The following is a 17,553-nucleotide window of genomic DNA, read 5'->3' on the forward strand; positions in this document are numbered from 1 at the left end:
CAACATGTTGCCTTCTCGGCTAAACTGGCGCATCGACATTGGAGGCGGGTTTGCGCCTATCCGTCTGCTGTACCACCAGGTGGAAAGGGTTGTGACTGCCGCTACCGCCACGACGGAAGGTGCGATGGCGTGTGCGCCGAAAAGGTAGATCAGCGGGACACTGATCAAGGTGCCGAAAAAACCTGCGAGCACGTTGATGCGTGCAAGATTTGCAATGCCCCGCAATCCCTGAATCAAAGCAGTCTGCCCGGACGACACCACGCGGAAAAATACACCAAGGGAGAGCAGCGCAATGCCGCCGGCATGCTGATAGTCGCCGAAGGTAAAATTCGAGACCGGAAATGCCAGCGCGGCGAGGAAGAGTGCGCCAAACAAGCCGAGCACGATTGATATGCGTCTGAGTACTTTTGCCGACTGTGCGATTCTTGCTGCGTCATCGGTGCTGGCGGCCTCGGCGACCTGGCGCACTCCGCTGCCTCCCAATCCTAGGCCGGCTGCCGTTTGCGCAATATCGACGATTGACCCATAGAGGCCGACAAGCCCCACACCCTCCGGTCCGAGCAGAACGGCCAGGGCTTTGTTGCGAATGATGCTAAGGGCAACATTCACGAGCGAGGAGCCGCCCATCAGCATCGTCGACTTTAGGATCTGGGTATAAGTCTGGCCGCTCGGTGGGATTGTGCGCAAAGTCGTCAGATGCCCCTGGCCATTTGTGGTGCGGGGCTGGATCTCCGGTGCCCAATGGATCTCGGCTTTGCCGACTTATCCTGATTGCTTGAGGATTTGCCTTTGACCCAGCCCCAGTGGACGGCCGCTTCCACGTTGAGCTTGCCTGTGGCGCGCAAGAAGCCGGCCGACAAAAGGCTTATCTGCAACATTTGCTTTTCGCAGGTCATTGGCCTGACCTTTTGGCGAGCGTTTCGGGACCCGACGAGAAATCAAAGGCCGCCTCAGACGAGGTGTCTGAAATGTGGTGCTGAACAACTCTCACGACGTCACCCGGCACCAACGCGGTTGTCTCAGAGGCTTCGAACTGCTGGATCTGCCCTTCACTTCGCCGGCTTACGGTAAAAGTGAGCGGGAGTTCTTCGCCCCGATTTCTTGCGCCGCCGCCGCTCGCGACGTCATCGACGAGTAGCTTTTGCGTCATCTCACGCTTCATTTTGAGCTGATCAAGATTTGCCCGTTCCGACTGCGCTTCGGCAGCGACTTCGCTCCGTCGCGTGTCGGACAATCCCTCGAGGTTCCGCGTTGTCTCGCTGATTGCCTGGCGGCCCCGCATGACGGCGGTGACGAGGTCAAGCTTGTCGGAGCGATAGGTCGTGAGCAACCGTTCCAGGTCCAGTTGGCGCGACGAGAGCGCGAGGCCCTTCTCGACGAGGCTCTTAACGCTGCCCAGTTGCTCCTCGACCGATTTGATGTTGTCATCTGCACCTGTCAGCTTTTCCGCCAGCGTTGAGATCTCCGTGTTCAAAAGATCGCGCAACTCCGTAAGCGCCTTTGACTGCCTGGCCAGCGCATTTGCGCGAGCTTGAAAGATAACCCGTTCCTCGTTTTCGATCCCCGTGACATATTGCTGGTCTATACCGGACGGCTGGTCGAACGTTATCTCCTTGGCCCCATCCATCTCCGCTTCGAGTCGCGATAACTTCGCGGCGCTGCGCAGGATCGAGTGATCGATTTCTCGCAATTCGCCTGCCAGTCTGATCGACTGCGTTTGCGGTTGACTTTTGTCACGGAACGGGCCGCCGCTCATTGCAAGGGATTGCAGGACGGTGAGTCCGGGACGGAATTTGTACTCGCCAGGCGTGGTTACGTCTCCCACGACATAAATTGGCGGATATTCGAGAATTTCGATGGTGACTGCGGGTGGCTGAACCAATCCGATCTTTTCCTGCAGACGCCTGGCAATCTCGCTTGTGACACTGGCGCTATCGCGGTTGACGACGGGAAGGGAGCCAAGAAAAGGCAAAAAGACGGCACCTTCATCCGAGACCGTATACTCGCCGCCAAGCGCATCCCACCGTTCATACTGGCCTTTGGACTGAATCCATTGGACAACTGTCAGACGGATTCTAGTCTGCGAAACAAAAGGACCGCCATCGGCGAGAGCCGGCGACGCTGCTCCGGACAGAAAGGCGAGCACACCGATGACGGAGGTCGCGCGAAAGAACAAGTGAGATGCACGATGCGATAGCTTCATGTACATGTCCCGCCTGCGATGCCTCCTTGAACGGACGCTGTTCCATGCCCGGGGCGCTGCGAACGCCGGACGTTAAGCCCAAGGTCGCAATGCCAGTATGCAGTCTGGCGAAGGCTTGAGGAAGGTGGAGGTCGTTTGCTTTGCCTCATCATTAGTGATGAGGCGGGGGAAGGTGCTTAAGCCTAAGCTGAGCAGGACCAGCTTTCAGTGCCTGTCTGAATCCGCGTCCGTATCGCCGCGCAATGCCAGCGCAGCAATAGCGGATGGAACATTGGCTGCGCCGGATGAGCCGATCGCGGGAAGAGACGGACGGGTTTGTCTCACGAACAACGCCGCGAGGCGGGCGCTGAGAGGAATTGCACTCGGGTGCCGAAACTGGCCTGCGCCGGTTCCCAGCGCGGGGCCGATCGTGCCGCCATCATGCCACCCCATCACGCTGCCTTCTCAACGACGTCGATGCCAAAGCATGGCCTTTCGGGGCATGCAAGCATGCGCCTGTCGGCTAAGAGTTCGCCGATGTGCTCGCCCGTATCGCCGATCTTCCCGCCTCCCGCCTGCACGAACTACTGCCTTGGCAATGGAAGGCACGCAGAGCGACGGCTATCGCGGCGGCCGTGTAAACAGCGCCCGGAACAATGCTTCCGAACGCTCCAAGCCTTCCTCAGTCAGGATCAATGACTTCGACTTGTTGACGGGGGTCGCCGATCAACCCCTTCTTGTGAAGTCGATCCGTCGTTGCCCAGTCGAAGCCCTTCCAGGCACAACGCTCGTTATGCAGCGTCAGCCATAACAGCGCCAAAACGGCAGCATCGATTTTGTCCTCATCGATGTCCATGAACCCACATTACCATGTGCGGCGAGCGTCCATCTACGCAAAACGCGAAAGTCTCGGAATTAAAGGCAGAGCGATACCTGCCCTTTAACGACGGCCATTGCGCCAATCTTCGAGGCGTGCATGCGCCAAGGCAAGCGAGGCGACGACCGGCATGAGCCTGTGAAATGGCAGCAGCCGGCTGGATTGCAGCGGGATCGGCAGGGATTCCGCGATTTCACCGAGCGCCAGTCTCGCCAGTGTTCGTCCGAGCTGCGCCGTCATGGCAATGCCGCGGCCGTTGCAGCCGATCCCGCCGAAGAAGCTGTCGCCGAAACGGTAGAGGCGCGGCAGGAAATCCGGCGTCATGATCGCCGTTCCGGTCCAGACGATCTCCAAGCCGGGATGGCGAGGCAAGTGGAGTTCGGATGCGAGCCGGTCGACGACGGCGCGGCCGACGCGCTCGAAGGCGCCGAAGGGATTGATCGCCATGCCGCCGCTGATCAGCCTGTTGTCGCGATCGAGCCGGTAGGTGAAGAGGTTGGAGCGCGTATCGCCGACAGGCCTGCGATTTGGGGCGATCCGCGCAACGGTTTCGGCATCGATCGGCTTCGTCGCCACTTGATACACCTTTAACGGCACGCCCGTTCGGCCCATGCGGCCGGCTATGCCGCTTGTGAAAGCGTTGGTGGCGAGGATGACGACGTCGGTTTCGATTTCATCGCCCGCAAGGCCGACGCGCCAGGTGCCGCCATGTCGCTCGACGCGCTCGACTGTATTGTTTTCGCGGATCTTGCCGCCGCGCCGCATGACCGCGCTTGCGAGCCCGTAGAGATAATTCAGCGGATGGAGGGTGCCGCCGGAGTGATCGATCAATCCTCCGGAATAAATCTCCATACCGGTCTCGCTCCGGATGGCGCCCGCATCGAGAAATTCGACTGGGCGGCCAAGCTCCGTCCAGTCCTTCGCCCGTCGGCGCAGGATCGCAGCCATGTCGTCGCCATAAGCGGGCTGCAGCCAACCGGTCTGCGCGGCATCGCATGAAATCTGCTCCTCGGCGATGGTCGCAAACACCTCGTCGGCACCCGCACCCACGAGCGATAATAAGGCATCCGCCTTGTCGCGCGGCAGCTTCTGACGGACGTTGACGGGATCGGCCTTGGCAAAATTCGGAACGACAAAGCCGGCATTCATGCCGCTTGCCCCCGCACCCAGACGCCCGGCCTCAAGCACTGTCACGGATCGTCCGCTGCGGGCAAGGTGACGTGCAGCAGTCAGGCCGGTGAATCCACCGCCGATCACGACGACGTCTGAACGGGAAGGCAGGTCGCAGGAAAGTGCAGGGGCAGGGCCGGCCGTCAGCGTCCACAGGGTCGGATTGGTGGGGCGAGCGGCACTGCTGGGCATCAGCGGAGGATCTCTCAATAATTACGCCAGATAGCTGTCACCCTAGATCAGCCGCTGGAGGGATTGCGCCAGGATGATTGCAAGCAAGGCGCCAATAAGTGCGCCTTGCCGTTCTGCAAAGTGGAGTGCCGCCTACTTGATCTTGTCCTTCAGCGCCGCAACGTCTTCCATCGACAGCTGACCATCGGTCGCAACCTTGCCGTCGGCGATCTTCCAGAGTCGGAAGGGACCGGTGATGTCGCCATATTGATCGAAGGAGACCGGGCCGATGACGCCTTCGTAACGGATCGGCTTGCCTTCCTTGATCAGGCCGAGCGCCTTGGCGAACTCCTCCTTGCCGGCATAGATCGGCGTGCCCTTGGGGTCGACGACCCTGTAGATGTCGTCTTTCAGCTTCGAGGTGTCATCGCCAGCGATCGCCAGCGCGAGACCGACAATCGCACCGGCGTCATAAGCTCGGTCAGCGGCCGGGTTGGTCGGCTCGATGCCCGAAAAGTCCTTGTAGTTCTTGTTGAAATAGGCGGTGGATGGCGTCGGTGTCGTGCCCGAGGAGGTGCCATAGGCGTCCTTCAGATAGTCGGCGCCGACGGAATCGATGAAGTCCGGGCTGTTCATGCCGTCATTGAGCAGGAACTTCTGCGGGCCGCCTTGCGAGATCCAGGTGCGGGCGATGGTCGCGCCGTCCACCGGCGTGCTGACGAGGTAGAGACCGTCGGGATTACCGCCTATGCCGGCGGTGACTTCCGAGGCATAGCTCGATTGCTTTTCATTATAGGGCGTCGTCGAGACGATCGTGCCGCCGAGCGCCTTATAGGCCTTTGAGAATTCGGCGACCATGTTGACGCCGAAATCATTGTTGACGTGGATGATCGCGAGCTTCTTGAAGCCCTTGTCGATTGCGTATTTGGCGGCGGCGATACCCTGCAGCGAATCCGATGTGATGGTGCGGAAGAAGATACCGTTGGTCTTGCCGTCGCGGCCAAGCGCCGTCAGCGTCGGCGAAGAGGCGGCCGGCGATACCTGCACGATCTTGGCCGGCGCGGTGACCGAGGTCAGGATCGGGATCGTCACCGAAGAAATGATGCCGCCAATGATGGCCGGTACCTTCTTGACCTGCACGAGCTGGGTCGCGGCATCAACCGCGACATTGCCCTGACTCTGGCTGTCGCGCGTATCCGTCACCAGATCGCAGCCATGGGCGCCGCCGGCGGCGTTGATGTCGCGGAAGGCCATCTCGACGGACTTCGCGCCCGCCTGGCCGTATTCGCCGGCCGGGCCGGTGAGCTCCATCACGAGGCCGACCGTTACCTTGCAGTTGGCGGCATTGGCGGCTCCGGCTGCGGCTAAGAGAGCCAGTGCCGTGGTGATTTGAAATATCGTCTTCTTCATCTTTGTTCCCCTTATTCGGTCAACGATTTTCATTTCTGTTTTTAGAAACCTGTCAGTTGTCCGGCATCTGCAGCCAGGTTTCATGCAGATGCTGCCATTCGACGCCGTTGGGTGCCGATGAACTTGCGGTGAAAAGCGCGCTTGCCTGCCGCCGGCTATATTTGCCGGCGCGCGTCTGCGCTTCCACATAGGTAAGAACGATCATATCCGCAGTCTCGAACCTCGCGCAGATACCTGAAATCTCGATGCTGAAATCACCATGAAAGCTCGCCCGGTTTGCCCGGATCAGCTCGATGGTCTCAGTGCGATCGAAGATACGGCCGGTTGGCGGGATCATATGAAACGCTTGGCCGAAGGTGCGCTCGCAGCGGCCGAAATCGGTCTTGTCGGCGGTTGCGGCGTCATACCAGGCTTCGAAGAAGCGATGGAAATCAATAACCTCGGCGCTGGCCTTGTGGAAGAGGGGCGATTGCTGGCTCATACCTTCCCCGCATTGAGGTTGTAATGCATGATCGAGCCGTGCCTGCCGGTGCGGTCACGCTCCAGCGTGTAGACATCGCCTTCAAGGCCGGGGCTCTGGGTGATGATGCCGGAGATCTGGCGGCGGTCGTCGTCCGAGAGTGCGATATCCATAATCTTGGCATTGGCGAGCGCGTGCGCCTGATTGCGGGCACCGACGATAACGGCGGCGACCTGCGGCTGCTCCAGCACCCAGGCGCTGGCGATCGTGGCGATATCGACACCATGGCGGTCGCCGATGGCCTTCAGCGTACCTAGCAACGACTGGAACAGCTCCCAGCCGCCGAAATCATCGATGATCAGCTTGTATTTGACGAGCGAGCGGTTCTCGAGCGGCATCTCTGGCTCGGGCTGATCGAGCCATTTGTCGCTCAAAAAGCCGCCTGCCACTGAACCGTAGCAGAGGAACTTTACGTCGTGTTCGGCGGCCAGCTTGGCGAGGCTGCGTGACGGCCGCTGATCGAGAACGGAATATTGCAGCTGCTGACTGACCAGCGGAATGCCGGCCTCAAGAATTTCGGCTATATGCTGCGTGTCGAAATTGGTCGTGCCGACATTGCGCACCTTGCCTTCGCGGCGCATCTCGTCCAGCCAGCTCAACGCTTCGAGATAGCCTGGCAGGGAATAATCCCACCAGTGAAACTGCACCAGATCGAGCTGCTCGGTTTTCAGCTTGCTCAGCGACTTGTCGACGATCCCGCGAATATAGTCGCGGCTGATCGTTGCCAGTTTCTCGAGATCGGGCACGAGCTTGGTGTGTACCTTCATCGCGCCTGCGGCTTCCGCGCCGCGTTCGTTTCGAAGGCGTTCCCGCGCCTCGCCGATCAGTTCCTCGACGCCCGTATAGATGTCGGCGCAATCATAGGTGCGGATTCCGACGTCGTAAGCGGCGATCAGGTCGGTTACGGCCTGCGCGCGGTCGATGGCGCCGTGTCCTCCGGCAAGCTGCCAGCCGCCGCGGATGACGCGGGAAATCTTGTATCCGGGGCTGAGCTCAAATGTCTTGGCGGTCATGCGGTTCATTCTCCTTCGGGCAACGGCACTGCCGTCGTTTCGGCATGGCTGAACCGCCGCTTGCCCGTTCTGACGATCCGCAATCTGCTCGCGCAGTTGGGGTCGGGGCAGGCGATTTCCGCATCCGAGGTCATCCAGTCGTTTCTGTGGGTGGGCCGTTGCTTGGCCGCCAGCAGCGGCAGGACGGTCGATATGGAGTAGATCGAAAAGCCCTGGCCCGGCGGCAGGGACAGCATTTCGCCCTTAAGTTCGAAATAATCCCCTGGCTTGGCGCCGCAATAAATCGGCTTGCCCTCAGGAATGACGGCCTCGACCCTCAGGTCGAACAGTTCGAAACTGTCGTCGCTTGCCTGCGCCATCTCAGATCTCCGCACGCTCCAAGGTGATGTCACAGGCGCCGTTGCGGCGAATAACGCCGCAGGCTGTCGCGAATTGCTCGCGTTCTTCCATGCGCACCTGTGCGACGACGCTGCCAGCGAGCCAGCCGATCGGGAAGAGCAGACGCGCGCCCTGTCCATAGAACAGTCCGATATCGAAGATCGCATCGGGATTGCCGCCCCACATGCGCGGCGGCACATAGCTGAGCACGATATCGCCGGGCTGCGGCGTCAGCGTCGCATTCTCGGCGGGCAGGGCGTTCGCGTAGGGTGCGCCCTTTAGATGCGCCGGCGGGATCGGGCAGGAGATTTCAGGGCCGGTCCACATGGCATGAATGCCGCCGACGACGCGCTGTTCGCTGAGATAGCTCCAGAGGAAGGCGACATTGTCAGGCGCCTTGGCATCCATCAGCGGCGCAAGGACACTGAGACCGGAGCGGGGTTCGGAGATCTTGATGGCGCGTTGGCTCATGCGGACAGGCCCTTCTTGGCTTCGGCTTCCAGTTTGCTGCGCAGAAAGGTGAACGGCCGGCTGATGTCTGCGACCAGCGCATCCCGGGCTTCCTTTGCATCCTGTGTGGCGATCGCCTTGACGATCGTGCGGTGATAATGGGCGGTGTCGACCTCGCCGGCATCCGAGAAGGCGTAGATGGCAACGCGGATGCAGGGGCCGGATTGCAGCCAAAGGCTTTCGATCATCGGGATCAGGACGGCCGAACCGCAGGCGCGATAAATCTCGAAGTGAAAGGCCTGGTTGAGCGTCACCTCGCGGTCGACGTCCTTCTTGTGCTTTAGCGCGCGCATCTCGTCCCATTCGCCGAGCATGCTTTCAATGGTCGCTATCTGGCGCGGCGTCATGCGGGTTGCGGCAAGCGCAATCGCCTCGCCCTCGATGAGGATGCGGGCGCGCAGAAGATCGTCCATGCGCTCCAGCGTGATCGGCGGCACGCGGACGGATCGGTTGGGAAGGGCCTCCAGCGCTTTCTCGGTAATCAGCCGGCCGAGGGCCTCGCGCACCGGCATGGTGCTGGTCATCAGCGCGTCGGCGAGGCCACGGATCGTCAATACCTGGCTCGGCTCGAAAAGCCCGCCGATCAGCGCGCGGCGCAGTTCCAGATAGACCCTATCCTGAATGGTTTCCCGTCCCACTGGCGCAAGCTGTGCGGCAATCGGATCGCTCTTGTCGGCGGCGGCCTTTTGCATATGAAATCCCTTTTTGGCTTGCGAACGGAATTAAAGCTGATTAGCGTGATCAATGCAAGTGTGATCACAAATCAAATAATCAGGAAAGTGGCAATGATCGCTTTCCGACCAGAGGGATCTCATGAGTACGACAACCGAACGGCATGGGGAGGAAGCCCGGCCTATTCTAATGGCCAGAAACGTGGTGCGGCGTTTCGGCGGTCTCGTGGCCGTCAACGACGTTTCCTTCGACGTGCGCCAGGGCGAAATCCTCGGATTGATCGGCCCGAACGGCGCCGGCAAGACGACGATGTTCGACCTTCTGGCCGGTAGTGTTGCGCCGAGCAGCGGCGAGATTATCTTGAATGGAGCGGCCGTCGCGGGCGAGGCGGCCCATCGCCGGATTGGTCGCGGCCTTGGCCGCACCTTTCAGATCCCGCGGCCTTTTCCCAATCTGACGCTTCTCGACAATGTTATGCTCGCCGCCCAGGACCAGGCCGGAGAGCGGCTGCTGTCGAATTTCCTGCGTCCGTGGAAAGTCGCCGCGCAGGAGAAGGCTATCCATGCCAAGGCCATGGACCTGCTCGACCTCGTTCACCTGACGCACCTGGCGTATGAGCCGGCGCGCGTCCTGTCCGGCGGTCAACGCAAGCTTCTGGAGCTTGCCCGCGTCATGATGGCTGATCCTGCCCTGATCCTGCTCGATGAGCCGGCGGCCGGCGTCAACGCGACGCTTCTGGAAACGATCATCGATCGCATCCGCGATATCAATCAACGCGGCGTCACCTTTCTCCTGATCGAGCATAATATCGATATGGTGACGCGCCTGTGTCATCGCGTGCTCGTCATGGCGAGTGGCCAGCTTCTTTGCGAAGGCACCCCGGAACAGGTTGCCCGCGATCCGCGTGTCATCGAAGCCTATCTCGGAGGCGCGGCATGAGTGAACCGGTCTTGAGCGTTCAAAATCTTGTCGCCGGTTACGAGCCGGGCGTGCCGATCGTTCGCGGCGCTTCGATTATGGTAGCGGAGAAGGAGATCGTTGTCGTTCTCGGTCCCAATGGCGCCGGAAAATCGAGTTTCATCAAGGCGATTGCCGGTCTTGTTCCGATCGAAAGTGGCACGGTCGAGCTTGCCGGCCGGGATATAACGAGTGCGCCAGCCCACAACATGGTGCGGCTCGGCCTTGCCTTCGTGCCGCAGACGGAAAATGTCTTTCCGCTGATGTCGGTCGAGGACAATCTGAAGGTGGCCGGCGGCATCTTGAAGCCAAAGGATGTGCCCGGCCGCATCGAAGAAATGTATGCGACCTTTCCGGATCTTGCCCGCCATCGCCGCATTGCGGCCGGCAATCTCTCCGGAGGGCAGCGGCAGATGCTGGCCATTGCGCGCGCGCTCATCGTGCATCCGAAGCTGCTCGTGCTCGATGAGCCCTCGGCTGGCCTCTCGCCAAAATTCGTTTCGATGGTCTTCGACATGCTGACCGAAATCCGCAAGTCTGGCGTCACAATTCTGCTGGTCGAGCAGAATGCCAAAGCGGCGCTGGCGATTGGCGATCGCGCTTATGTCCTCGTCGAGGGCAAGGACAGGCATGAAGGCGTGGCTTCCGAGCTTTGGAACGATCCCGTCGTCGCCGAACTCTATCTCGGCCAGCGACCCGCGGCTTCGGCGAAAGGAGGTGCGGCATGAACCTGCAATTCATCGTCGACGGATTGCTGACGGGCTCGATGATCGGCCTTGGCGCTATCGGCGTGACACTCACCTATTCGATCCTGCGTTTCTCGAATTTCGCCCATGGCGATTTCATGGCTTGGGGCACCTATGCGACGCTTGCCGTGGTCAGTGCGATCGGCGCAGTCTTCGGCAAAATCGCGCCGATAGGCCCGCTCTCCTTCGGCTGGCCGCTGATTGTTGCCGCGATCGTCGCAATGGGGTTCACAGGCGTCCTTGCCCTTGCGCTCGACAAGGTGCTCTTTGCCAGGCTGCGGGCCAAGGGCCAGTCGATCATCGTCGTCATGGCGAGCTTCGGTGCTTCCATGGCGCTGCGCAGCCTGCTCGAATTCCTCTTCACCTCCCGCCCGACCTATTTCAGCCGCGCCATCCAGATCGCCATGCCGGTTGGTTTGGGCATCCGAATTACGCCCGATCAGATTGCCCTATTGATCGTCACGGCGTTTCTAGTCTTCGGCGTGCATGTGTTGATGACGAGGACGCAGACGGGCCGCTCCATGCAGGCGCTCAGCCAGAATCCGGCGCTTGCCCGCGTCGTCGGCATCGATGTCGCCAAGGTCGTGCGTGTTACCTGGCTGATCGGCGGGGGACTGGCTTGCGTCGCCGGCGTGATGATCGGCATTCTCGTGCAGATCCGCCCGCTAATGGGTTTCGACATGCTGTTGCCGATGTTTGCAGCAGCCATTCTCGGCGGTATCGGCAGCGTGCCGGGCGCGGTTCTCGGCGGCCTGATCATCGGCCTTGCCGAGGCGGCCGCCGTTCAGCTGATCGGAGCCGAGTGGCGGGCCGCCATCTCCTTCATCATCCTGATGGCAGTGCTGTTCATCCGGCCGATCGGCCTTTTCGGAGTGAAAGAGCGATGATGGACATTATTGGCTACGGCGCTTTCTTCCTGACGACCGCGCTGATCTTTTCCTTCATCACGCTCGGCCTGAACCTGCAATGGGGCCTGACCGGCCTCTTCAATGTCGGGCTCGCCGGCTTCGTTGCCGTCGGCGCCTATACCTCGGCCTTGCTGACGACGCCTGATACGGCCGGGCGGTTCGGCGGGTTCGGTCTGCCGATCCTCGTCGGTTGGCTCGGCGCGATGATTATCGCCGGTCTTGTTGCCGCCATCATCGGCGTGGCGACGCTCCGGCTGAAATCCGATTATCTGGCGATCACCACCTTCGGTGTGGCCGTCGTCGTCCAGCTCGTGGCGCTGAATGCGCAGAAACTCACCGGCGGTCCCTTCGGCATCGGCTTCATTCCTCGCCCATTCTCAAGCCTTGCCGAAACGCCGCTACTTTTCAATTTGGCCAATCTCGGCGTCGTGACTATCGTGATTCTGATCGTTTACCTCGCGCTGGAGCATCTGGCGAAAAGCCCCTGGGGGCGCGTCCTAAAGGCGCTTCGCGAGGACGAACGCGCTGCCATTTCGCTTGGAAAGAGCGCTCGCTTCTACCGCGTACAGGCCTTTGCCGTCGGCGGTGCGATCATGGGACTGGCCGGCGCCATACAGGCACATTTCATCGGCTTCATCGCGCCGGATAATTACCTTCCGATCCTGACCTTTCAGGTATGGGTCATGCTGATCGTCGGCGGTTCCGGCAGCAACAAGGGTGCTATCGTCGGCAGCGTTCTGGTCTGGGCGATCTGGGCCGGCTCCGGTGCGCTGACGAGTATTCTCTTTTCGCCCGAACAGCAGGCTCGTGCGGCGTCGCTGCAGATTGTGGCGATCGGCGTCATGCTCTGCATCATCCTGCTGGTGCGTCCCGGCGGCCTGTTCGGTGATATGCGGCGGCGGCGATCGGCGGCCGCCCCGCAACGAAAACCGGCCGTGGATGAGCTGAGCGACAGGGCTTTGTAGCACTCACCGATTGACCACTGGTGAAAAGCAGGAGAATGCGCATATGCTCCGCGGATCGCGCCGACATATGCCCTCGATGGAGCGGCCGAAGCGCACCAGTTCCAAGAGCGGCAAGGCCGCCGGAAAGGTCATTGTCCGATTGCGGAACTCGTGATGCGCCTGTTTCAGACGTGTCGCGCCTATTCGTCATCAAGCGGTAACGGCTTTCGGTTCCAGGAGCGCTTTCAGGCCGAACACACCCGTACTTGCGAGCGGTTTCCGATTGCTTGAACCCGCCGGAGGGAGCGAGCGGCTCGTGCGGCGCGCCGTTGACGACCACGCGACCGCATTCCAGTCGATCCGCAAGCGCCTGCATGCGTGCGGCGTCGGTGCCAGATAGGTCTAAAGTCCATGCCGGATGCCGTTTTCGATGAAGACGGCCGCGTCGTCGTCGACGTAGACGATGACCGACAAGACCGGAGCGAATATTTCCTCGCGTGCGATCCGCATCTGTTTATCGACGCCGAAGAAAATCGACGGCTTCGTAAATCAGCCGCGGTCCAGTCCGCAAGGCCGTCCGGGGACCGCCCGTCAGGAGGCTGGCCCTCCCGCGTCCCAATTCGATATAGGGCTGGACGCGGTCGCACTGCTGCTGACTGACCATCGGAGCAATCATCACGTCCGGATCGTCGTGTGCACCGACCTTGAACGTTTCGATTTCCCGCTTCAGCCTGAATAGGATTTCATCTTGCCGATGGTTCCCTACCAGAATGCGGGTGCCGGCAACGCATGCCTGGCCGCTGTTTATGAAGCCCATCCGCAGTACGGCGGGGATGGCCGAGTCCAGATCGGCATCATCGAGAATGGTGTTCGGACCTTTGCCGCCAAGCTCCAGCGTGACGCGCTTGAAGGTTTCGGCCGCGCCGCGCAGGATTTCCTGCCGTCCGCAGTGGATCCGGTGAAGCTCACCTTCGCGATGTCCGGACGCCGGCTGAGTTCCGTCAAGGAAAATATGGCTCAGCATTTAGATCGTTCCAATTCCTTTCCACAAAAAAGGCGAATAAAAATGGAGGTGGAGGAAAATTTATCCTGCAAATATATATGCTTATATGAAGAGAATTCACCACCGTGTCCGCGGCCAAGTTTTATCTTGACTTTATTGGAACGTTCCAATTATGAATAAGCAGATGAGAGGCGTTGGAGGTGTCATGCCAAAGGGACGAGTGACCGTGATCGATATCGCGAAGGCAGCGGGCGTATCGAAATCGACAGTCTCGCTCGTTCTGCAAGGATCTCCGCTGGTCAACGACGGCACGAGGGCAAAGGTCAACGCCGTGATGCGCGAGCTCGGCTACGTCTATAATCGCGGTGCCGCCAATCTCAGGCAGTCTGGGTCAAAGTCGAAAATCATCGGAGTCGTCGTCAACGACCTGACGAACGGTTTCTTCGCCGAACTGGCGGTGGGCGTGGACATGGTCGTGCAGTCGGCGGGATTCGTGCAGTTCCTGTCCAACACAAGCGAGAACCTCGACCGCCAGCGGGAGGTCATCGCCTCGATGCGTGAACACGGCATTTCCGGGCTGATCCTCTCACCGGCGCGAGGGACGGAAGCCGCCGACTTGAAGCCGCTCGTCAACGCCGGCATTCCCGTCGTCCTCGCTGTCAGGAACGTGCCGGGAGCAAAGGCCTCGTCGGTTGTCTCGGATAATCGGGAGGGCGTCTTCCTGGGCGTGCAGCATCTGGCTTTACTCGGTCATCACCGCATCGCCTTTCTTGGCGGTTTCCGTGACACCGCAGTCTTCGGCGAGCGTCTTGCCGGTTATCGCGCAGCTGCGACCACTTGCGGACTGGATTGCGATGAGGACCTCATTGTCGATTCCCAGCCGTCGCGGGCGGGCGGAGCCGAAGCGATCGAGCGTGCCCTGTCGATCGGAGATATGCCGACAGCGGCCGTATGCTTCAACGACGCGGTCGCGTTCGGGGTTTGCGACGGCCTTCGTGCGAGGAAGCTCGAGCCTGGCAGGGACTTTGCGGTCGTCGGGTTCGACGACGTGATCGAGGCAAAAACCGCCGTTCCGGCTTTGACTACCATCTCGGTCGATCCGCAGGGGATTGGCCGTCGTGCCGCGCAGCTCCTCCTGAAGCAGATCAGCGCCGGGAAGGCGGAAGCCGAAGCCATTGTCTCGTCGGTTCGGCTCGTGGTCCGTGAAAGCTGTGGCGCCGCGAACGGACCTTTGGCGGGGAGGAAGCAGGCATGACCGTTGGCTGGGGACTGATAGGCGCAAGCACGATTGCGCGCGAGTGGGTCATCGGTGCAATTCGAGCAACCGGTGGGGAGGTTGTGTCGGTCATGAGTTCAAGCGCCGAACGTGCGCGAAGCTATGCTGGCGAAAACAGTATCGCAAACTTCACGTCCGAGATCGCCGAGCTGCTCTCCAATCCTCACATTCACGCTGTCTACATTTCAACGACCAACGAACTTCATCGAGACCAAGCGATCGCTGCTGCAAGTGCCGGCAAGCACGTCCTTTGCGAAAAGCCGCTCGCTCTGTCGATTGAAGATGCGATGGCAATGGCGGCCGCTGCCTCGAGTGCCGGCGTTATCTTGGCGACGAACCATCACCTTCGCAACTCGGCGGCGCATGCGGCGATCCGAAAGGCCGTTGCGTCCGGCAAGATCGGGCGCCCGCTTTCGGCGCGTGTCTTCCACGCGGGCTATCTGCCGACGCATCTTCAGGGCTGGCGCCTCGACAAACCGTCAGCCGGGGGAGGGGCGATCTTCGATCTCACCGTACACGACGTCGATGCTCTGCGATATGTGCTTGGGCGGGATCCGATCGAGGTCGTCGCCTTCGCGCAGTCCGCTGGGATGACGAGCGAAGGACTGGAGGATGCGGTCATGGGCGTCATCCGCTTCGAAGACGGCATTATCGCGCAGTTCCACGATGGCTTCACCACCAAGTTCGCCGAGACCGGCCTCGAAGTGCACGGCACCGAGGGCTCGCTCGTCGGCCAAAACATAATGACGCAGCGCCCCGTCGGCACCGTCCTGCTGCGTAACGGAGATGGCGAGCGGCAACTGAACGTCGATGGTAGCAACCTCTACGAGGGCGTGCTCAGAGCGTTCCACTCCGCCATGAAGAATGGTTCGCCGTCGGCAACGGCCGCGGACGGAATCTGGTCACTCGCCACCGCGCTTGCCGTCAAGAAGGCGGTTGCGACGGGCGAGGCCGTGAAAGTTGAAACAGGACTGTAAACGAACATGAGCAAGCACATCACCCCGGCGCAAGCCGCAGCCCTCATTCCGGACGGCGCCGTCGTCTCCGTTTCGTCATCGAGCGGTCTCGGCTGCCCAGACCTCATGTTGAAGGCGATTGGCGAACGCTTCGATACTACCGGTCACCCAAGGAATATCACGACGCTGCATCCGATCGCGGCCGGTGACATGAGCGGCATCAAGGGCGTCGACCACATCGCCAAGAAGGGCCTCCTCAAGAAGATCATCGGCGGTTCCTACCCGTCGGGTCCATCCAGCGCGGAGCCGCCGCTGATCTGGCAGATGATCACCAACAACGAGATTCCAGCCTACAATATTCCTTCGGGCATCATGTTCGATATCCACCGGGAAGCCGCCGCCAAGCGCCCGGGCGTTCTGACGAAGGTCGGCATCGATACGTTCGTCGATCCGAACCGGCAGGGTTGCGCCATGAACGATCTCGGGGCCGAGGAACCCGTGGTCAAACGCGTCTCCTTCGAGGGCGACGACTACCTATTCTTCCCGTCGATCGTGCCGCAGGTCGCCATCGTCCGCGCGACGACCGCCGACGAGCGCGGCAATCTCACCTACGAACATGAAGGCGCCTATCTCGGTGGCCTCGATCAGGCGCTTGCCGCCCGCAACAACGGCGGCATCGTCATCGCTCAAGTCAAGCGCATAACGAAGGAAGGCTCGCTGAAGCCACACGACGTGCGCGTGCCTGGCATGCTCGTCGACTATGTCATCGTCGATCCCGATCAGAAGCAGACGACGCAGACGCTCTACGATCCGGCGATCTCAGGCGAGATCTTTCGGCCGCTCGACACTTTCCGGGTCCCGGAGTTCAACATCCAGAAGGTCATCGCCCGTCGTGTTGCGCAGGAACTGCAATCCGGAAGCTGCGTCAACCTTGGCTTCGGCATCTCGGCAAACGTGCCCCGCATTTTGATGGAAGAGGGTCTTCATGGCGCAGTAACCTGGGTGATCGAGCAGGGTGCCGTCGGTGGCGTTCCGCTTCTCGACTTCGCTTTCGGGTGCGCCTCGAATGCCGACGCCTACATGCCTTCGCCCTACCAGTTCACCTATTTCCAGGGAGCTGGTTTCGACGCCTCGCTGCTTTCCTTCCTGGAAATCGGCAGGGACGGCTCGGTCAACGTTTCCAAACTGTCCTTCCGGCCGCATGTCACCGCCGGCGCCGGCGGTTTCGTTGACATCACGGCGCGGGCGAAGAAGATTGTTTTTTCCGGAATGTTCAACGCGGGTGCCAAGCTCGCGATCGCAGGAGGCAGGCTTGTGATCGAGAAGGAAGGCAAGCTCAAGAAACTGGTCAACGAGGTCGAGCACGTCACCTTTTCGGGCAAGCGCGCGATCGAACAGGGGCAGGACATCACCTATGTCACCGAGCGCTGCGTCATGAAACTGACGTCGCAGGGCATCGTGGTGACGGAGATCGCCCCGGGTATCGATCTCCAGGAACACATCCTGGGCCAGTCTGAATTTCCGCTGATCGTTTCCGGAGATCTCAAGATCATGGACTCGAACCTCTTTGTCGAGGCCAGCATTGGTCTGTCGCTTCAAAAGAAGCGCGCCCGCGTTCTGGAGGGTACCTTCAATGGCTAGCGGTACGGTGAAGATCGATGTGGAAGGCCACGTCGCGACGCTGACGGTTTCGCGGCCTGAAAAGCTGAACGCACTCGACCTCGACATGCTTAAAGCGTTGTCCGATGCCGCTGACGAAGTGGAAGCCAACGCAAATGTTCGCGTTGCCATCCTGACCGGCGAAGGCAAGGGATTCTCGGCCGGCGGCGACATCAAGGCCTGGGGTGGAATGCGACCCGA

19 protein-coding genes and 2 pseudogenes are annotated in these 17,553 nt (G+C 60.7%); 9 read left to right on the top strand and 12 right to left on the bottom strand.

Annotated features, from left to right (window positions below; genetic code table 11):
* Window positions 1-633, bottom strand: a 633-nt coding sequence (locus Q4Q11_RS25045) for an oligosaccharide flippase family protein (protein WP_498571181.1), incomplete at its 3' end; no start/stop codon positions are given.
* 259 nt (window positions 634-892) lie between these two features.
* On the bottom strand, window positions 893-2,203 hold the full coding sequence (locus Q4Q11_RS25050; RefSeq protein WP_498571182.1) for a polysaccharide biosynthesis/export family protein: 1,311 nt from the start codon (window positions 2,201-2,203) through the stop codon (window positions 893-895).
* Between the two features lie 304 nt (window positions 2,204-2,507).
* Here Q4Q11_RS25050 and Q4Q11_RS25055 point away from each other — a divergent pair.
* A pseudogene (locus Q4Q11_RS25055) lies at window positions 2,508-2,823 on the top strand (IS66 family transposase); the annotation flags it as partial.
* Here the strand turns inward: Q4Q11_RS25055 and Q4Q11_RS25060 are convergent.
* The 8 genes and pseudogenes from Q4Q11_RS25060 to Q4Q11_RS25095 all read right to left on the bottom strand — a co-directional run bounded on the left by Q4Q11_RS25060 (window position 2,804) and on the right by Q4Q11_RS25095 (window position 8,923).
* Window positions 2,804-3,038, bottom strand: a pseudogene (locus Q4Q11_RS25060) (DUF6429 family protein). The pseudogenes Q4Q11_RS25055 and Q4Q11_RS25060 overlap by 20 nt on opposite strands.
* Before the next feature lie 84 nt (window positions 3,039-3,122).
* The gene (locus Q4Q11_RS25065) at window positions 3,123-4,421 is read right to left on the bottom strand and encodes an NAD(P)/FAD-dependent oxidoreductase (RefSeq protein WP_498571183.1); all 1,299 of its coding nucleotides are present in this window, start codon (window positions 4,419-4,421) and stop codon (window positions 3,123-3,125) included.
* A gap of 132 nt (window positions 4,422-4,553) precedes the next feature.
* Complete coding sequence (locus tag Q4Q11_RS25070; RefSeq protein ID WP_498571184.1) at window positions 4,554-5,810, bottom strand: ABC transporter substrate-binding protein; 1,257 nt, start codon at window positions 5,808-5,810, stop codon at window positions 4,554-4,556.
* A 52-nt stretch (window positions 5,811-5,862) separates the two neighbouring features.
* Window positions 5,863-6,291, bottom strand: a complete 429-nt coding sequence (locus tag Q4Q11_RS25075; RefSeq protein ID WP_498571185.1) for a hypothetical protein — start codon at window positions 6,289-6,291, stop codon at window positions 5,863-5,865.
* Window positions 6,288-7,343 carry an aldo/keto reductase gene (locus Q4Q11_RS25080; RefSeq protein ID WP_498571186.1) on the bottom strand — a complete coding sequence of 352 codons (1,056 nt, stop codon included), beginning with the start codon at window positions 7,341-7,343 and terminating at the stop codon, window positions 6,288-6,290. The genes Q4Q11_RS25075 and Q4Q11_RS25080 overlap by 4 nt, the downstream gene beginning before the upstream one ends.
* Before the next feature lie 5 nt (window positions 7,344-7,348).
* Complete coding sequence (locus Q4Q11_RS25085) at window positions 7,349-7,702, bottom strand: TIGR04076 family protein (RefSeq protein ID WP_498571187.1); 354 nt, start codon at window positions 7,700-7,702, stop codon at window positions 7,349-7,351.
* 1 nt (window position 7,703) lies between these two features.
* A complete protein-coding gene (locus Q4Q11_RS25090; protein ID WP_498571188.1) occupies window positions 7,704-8,192 on the bottom strand; it encodes a DUF3830 family protein in 489 nt (162 codons plus the stop codon).
* A complete protein-coding gene (locus tag Q4Q11_RS25095; RefSeq protein WP_498571189.1) occupies window positions 8,189-8,923 on the bottom strand; it encodes a GntR family transcriptional regulator in 735 nt (244 codons plus the stop codon). The genes Q4Q11_RS25090 and Q4Q11_RS25095 overlap by 4 nt, the downstream gene beginning before the upstream one ends.
* A 121-nt stretch (window positions 8,924-9,044) precedes the next feature.
* Between Q4Q11_RS25095 and Q4Q11_RS25100 the strand changes: the two genes are divergently transcribed.
* From Q4Q11_RS25100 to Q4Q11_RS25115, 4 genes are read left to right on the top strand one after another with little or no spacing between them, the layout of a single operon-like run.
* Window positions 9,045-9,842: an ABC transporter ATP-binding protein gene (locus tag Q4Q11_RS25100; protein WP_498571190.1), complete on the top strand. Its 798-nt coding sequence runs from the start codon at window positions 9,045-9,047 to the stop codon at window positions 9,840-9,842.
* Complete coding sequence (locus Q4Q11_RS25105; protein WP_498571191.1) at window positions 9,839-10,588, top strand: ABC transporter ATP-binding protein; 750 nt, start codon at window positions 9,839-9,841, stop codon at window positions 10,586-10,588. The genes Q4Q11_RS25100 and Q4Q11_RS25105 overlap by 4 nt, the downstream gene beginning before the upstream one ends.
* Window positions 10,585-11,493, top strand: coding sequence for a branched-chain amino acid ABC transporter permease (locus Q4Q11_RS25110; protein WP_498571192.1), 909 nt, complete (start codon window positions 10,585-10,587; stop codon window positions 11,491-11,493). The genes Q4Q11_RS25105 and Q4Q11_RS25110 overlap by 4 nt, the downstream gene beginning before the upstream one ends.
* The gene (locus Q4Q11_RS25115) at window positions 11,490-12,479 is read left to right on the top strand and encodes a branched-chain amino acid ABC transporter permease (protein ID WP_498571193.1); all 990 of its coding nucleotides are present in this window, start codon (window positions 11,490-11,492) and stop codon (window positions 12,477-12,479) included. Before Q4Q11_RS25110 ends, Q4Q11_RS25115 begins: the two co-directional genes overlap by 4 nt.
* A gap of 381 nt (window positions 12,480-12,860) precedes the next feature.
* On the opposite strand, the gene Q4Q11_RS25120 is transcribed toward Q4Q11_RS25115, so the two are convergent.
* The gene (locus tag Q4Q11_RS25120) at window positions 12,861-12,968 is read right to left on the bottom strand and encodes an aldehyde dehydrogenase family protein (RefSeq protein ID WP_498571194.1); all 108 of its coding nucleotides are present in this window, start codon (window positions 12,966-12,968) and stop codon (window positions 12,861-12,863) included.
* Window positions 12,969-12,972: 4 nt separating this feature from the next.
* Window positions 12,973-13,482 carry an aldehyde dehydrogenase family protein gene (locus Q4Q11_RS25125; protein ID WP_498571195.1) on the bottom strand — a complete coding sequence of 170 codons (510 nt, stop codon included), beginning with the start codon at window positions 13,480-13,482 and terminating at the stop codon, window positions 12,973-12,975.
* 184 nt (window positions 13,483-13,666) lie between these two features.
* Here Q4Q11_RS25125 and Q4Q11_RS25130 point away from each other — a divergent pair, with 184 nt between their 5' ends.
* The 4 genes from Q4Q11_RS25130 to Q4Q11_RS25145 form a co-directional block, all read left to right on the top strand.
* Window positions 13,667-14,716 carry a LacI family DNA-binding transcriptional regulator gene (locus tag Q4Q11_RS25130; protein WP_498571196.1) on the top strand — a complete coding sequence of 350 codons (1,050 nt, stop codon included), beginning with the start codon at window positions 13,667-13,669 and terminating at the stop codon, window positions 14,714-14,716.
* Complete coding sequence (locus Q4Q11_RS25135) at window positions 14,713-15,714, top strand: Gfo/Idh/MocA family protein (RefSeq protein ID WP_498571197.1); 1,002 nt, start codon at window positions 14,713-14,715, stop codon at window positions 15,712-15,714. The genes Q4Q11_RS25130 and Q4Q11_RS25135 overlap by 4 nt, the downstream gene beginning before the upstream one ends.
* 6 nt (window positions 15,715-15,720) lie before the next feature.
* Window positions 15,721-17,334 carry an acyl CoA:acetate/3-ketoacid CoA transferase gene (locus Q4Q11_RS25140; protein ID WP_498571198.1) on the top strand — a complete coding sequence of 538 codons (1,614 nt, stop codon included), beginning with the start codon at window positions 15,721-15,723 and terminating at the stop codon, window positions 17,332-17,334.
* Window positions 17,327-17,553: enoyl-CoA hydratase/isomerase family protein (locus tag Q4Q11_RS25145; protein WP_498571199.1), on the top strand; the 227-nt coding region annotated here is incomplete at its 3' end. The genes Q4Q11_RS25140 and Q4Q11_RS25145, both read left to right, overlap by 8 nt.

It is taken from the genome of Rhizobium sp. UFLA01-1127, from assembly GCF_059803845.1.

Bases quoted from the DNA above. Each gene is read 5' to 3' on its own strand.
- Q4Q11_RS25100 (WP_498571190.1), top strand. From the start codon at position 9,045: ATGAGTACGACAACCGAACGGCATGGGGAGGAAGCCCGGCCTATTCTA.
- Q4Q11_RS25120 (WP_498571194.1), bottom strand. From the start codon at position 12,968: ATGCGGATCGCACGCGAGGAAATATTCGCTCCGGTCTTGTCGGTCATC.
- Q4Q11_RS25135 (WP_498571197.1), top strand. From the start codon at position 14,713: ATGACCGTTGGCTGGGGACTGATAGGCGCAAGCACGATTGCGCGCGAG.
- Q4Q11_RS25125 (WP_498571195.1), bottom strand. From the start codon at position 13,482: ATGCTGAGCCATATTTTCCTTGACGGAACTCAGCCGGCGTCCGGACAT.
- Q4Q11_RS25065 (WP_498571183.1), bottom strand. From the start codon at position 4,421: ATGCCCAGCAGTGCCGCTCGCCCCACCAATCCGACCCTGTGGACGCTG.
- Q4Q11_RS25070 (WP_498571184.1), bottom strand. From the start codon at position 5,810: ATGAAGAAGACGATATTTCAAATCACCACGGCACTGGCTCTCTTAGCC.
- Q4Q11_RS25115 (WP_498571193.1), top strand. From the start codon at position 11,490: ATGATGGACATTATTGGCTACGGCGCTTTCTTCCTGACGACCGCGCTG.
- Q4Q11_RS25085 (WP_498571187.1), bottom strand. From the start codon at position 7,702: ATGGCGCAGGCAAGCGACGACAGTTTCGAACTGTTCGACCTGAGGGTC.
- Q4Q11_RS25050 (WP_498571182.1), bottom strand. From the start codon at position 2,203: ATGAAGCTATCGCATCGTGCATCTCACTTGTTCTTTCGCGCGACCTCC.
- Q4Q11_RS25110 (WP_498571192.1), top strand. From the start codon at position 10,585: ATGAACCTGCAATTCATCGTCGACGGATTGCTGACGGGCTCGATGATC.
- Q4Q11_RS25130 (WP_498571196.1), top strand. From the start codon at position 13,667: ATGCCAAAGGGACGAGTGACCGTGATCGATATCGCGAAGGCAGCGGGC.
- Q4Q11_RS25105 (WP_498571191.1), top strand. From the start codon at position 9,839: ATGAGTGAACCGGTCTTGAGCGTTCAAAATCTTGTCGCCGGTTACGAG.
- Q4Q11_RS25075 (WP_498571185.1), bottom strand. From the start codon at position 6,291: ATGAGCCAGCAATCGCCCCTCTTCCACAAGGCCAGCGCCGAGGTTATT.
- Q4Q11_RS25095 (WP_498571189.1), bottom strand. From the start codon at position 8,923: ATGCAAAAGGCCGCCGCCGACAAGAGCGATCCGATTGCCGCACAGCTT.
- Q4Q11_RS25080 (WP_498571186.1), bottom strand. From the start codon at position 7,343: ATGACCGCCAAGACATTTGAGCTCAGCCCCGGATACAAGATTTCCCGC.
- Q4Q11_RS25090 (WP_498571188.1), bottom strand. From the start codon at position 8,192: ATGAGCCAACGCGCCATCAAGATCTCCGAACCCCGCTCCGGTCTCAGT.
- Q4Q11_RS25140 (WP_498571198.1), top strand. From the start codon at position 15,721: ATGAGCAAGCACATCACCCCGGCGCAAGCCGCAGCCCTCATTCCGGAC.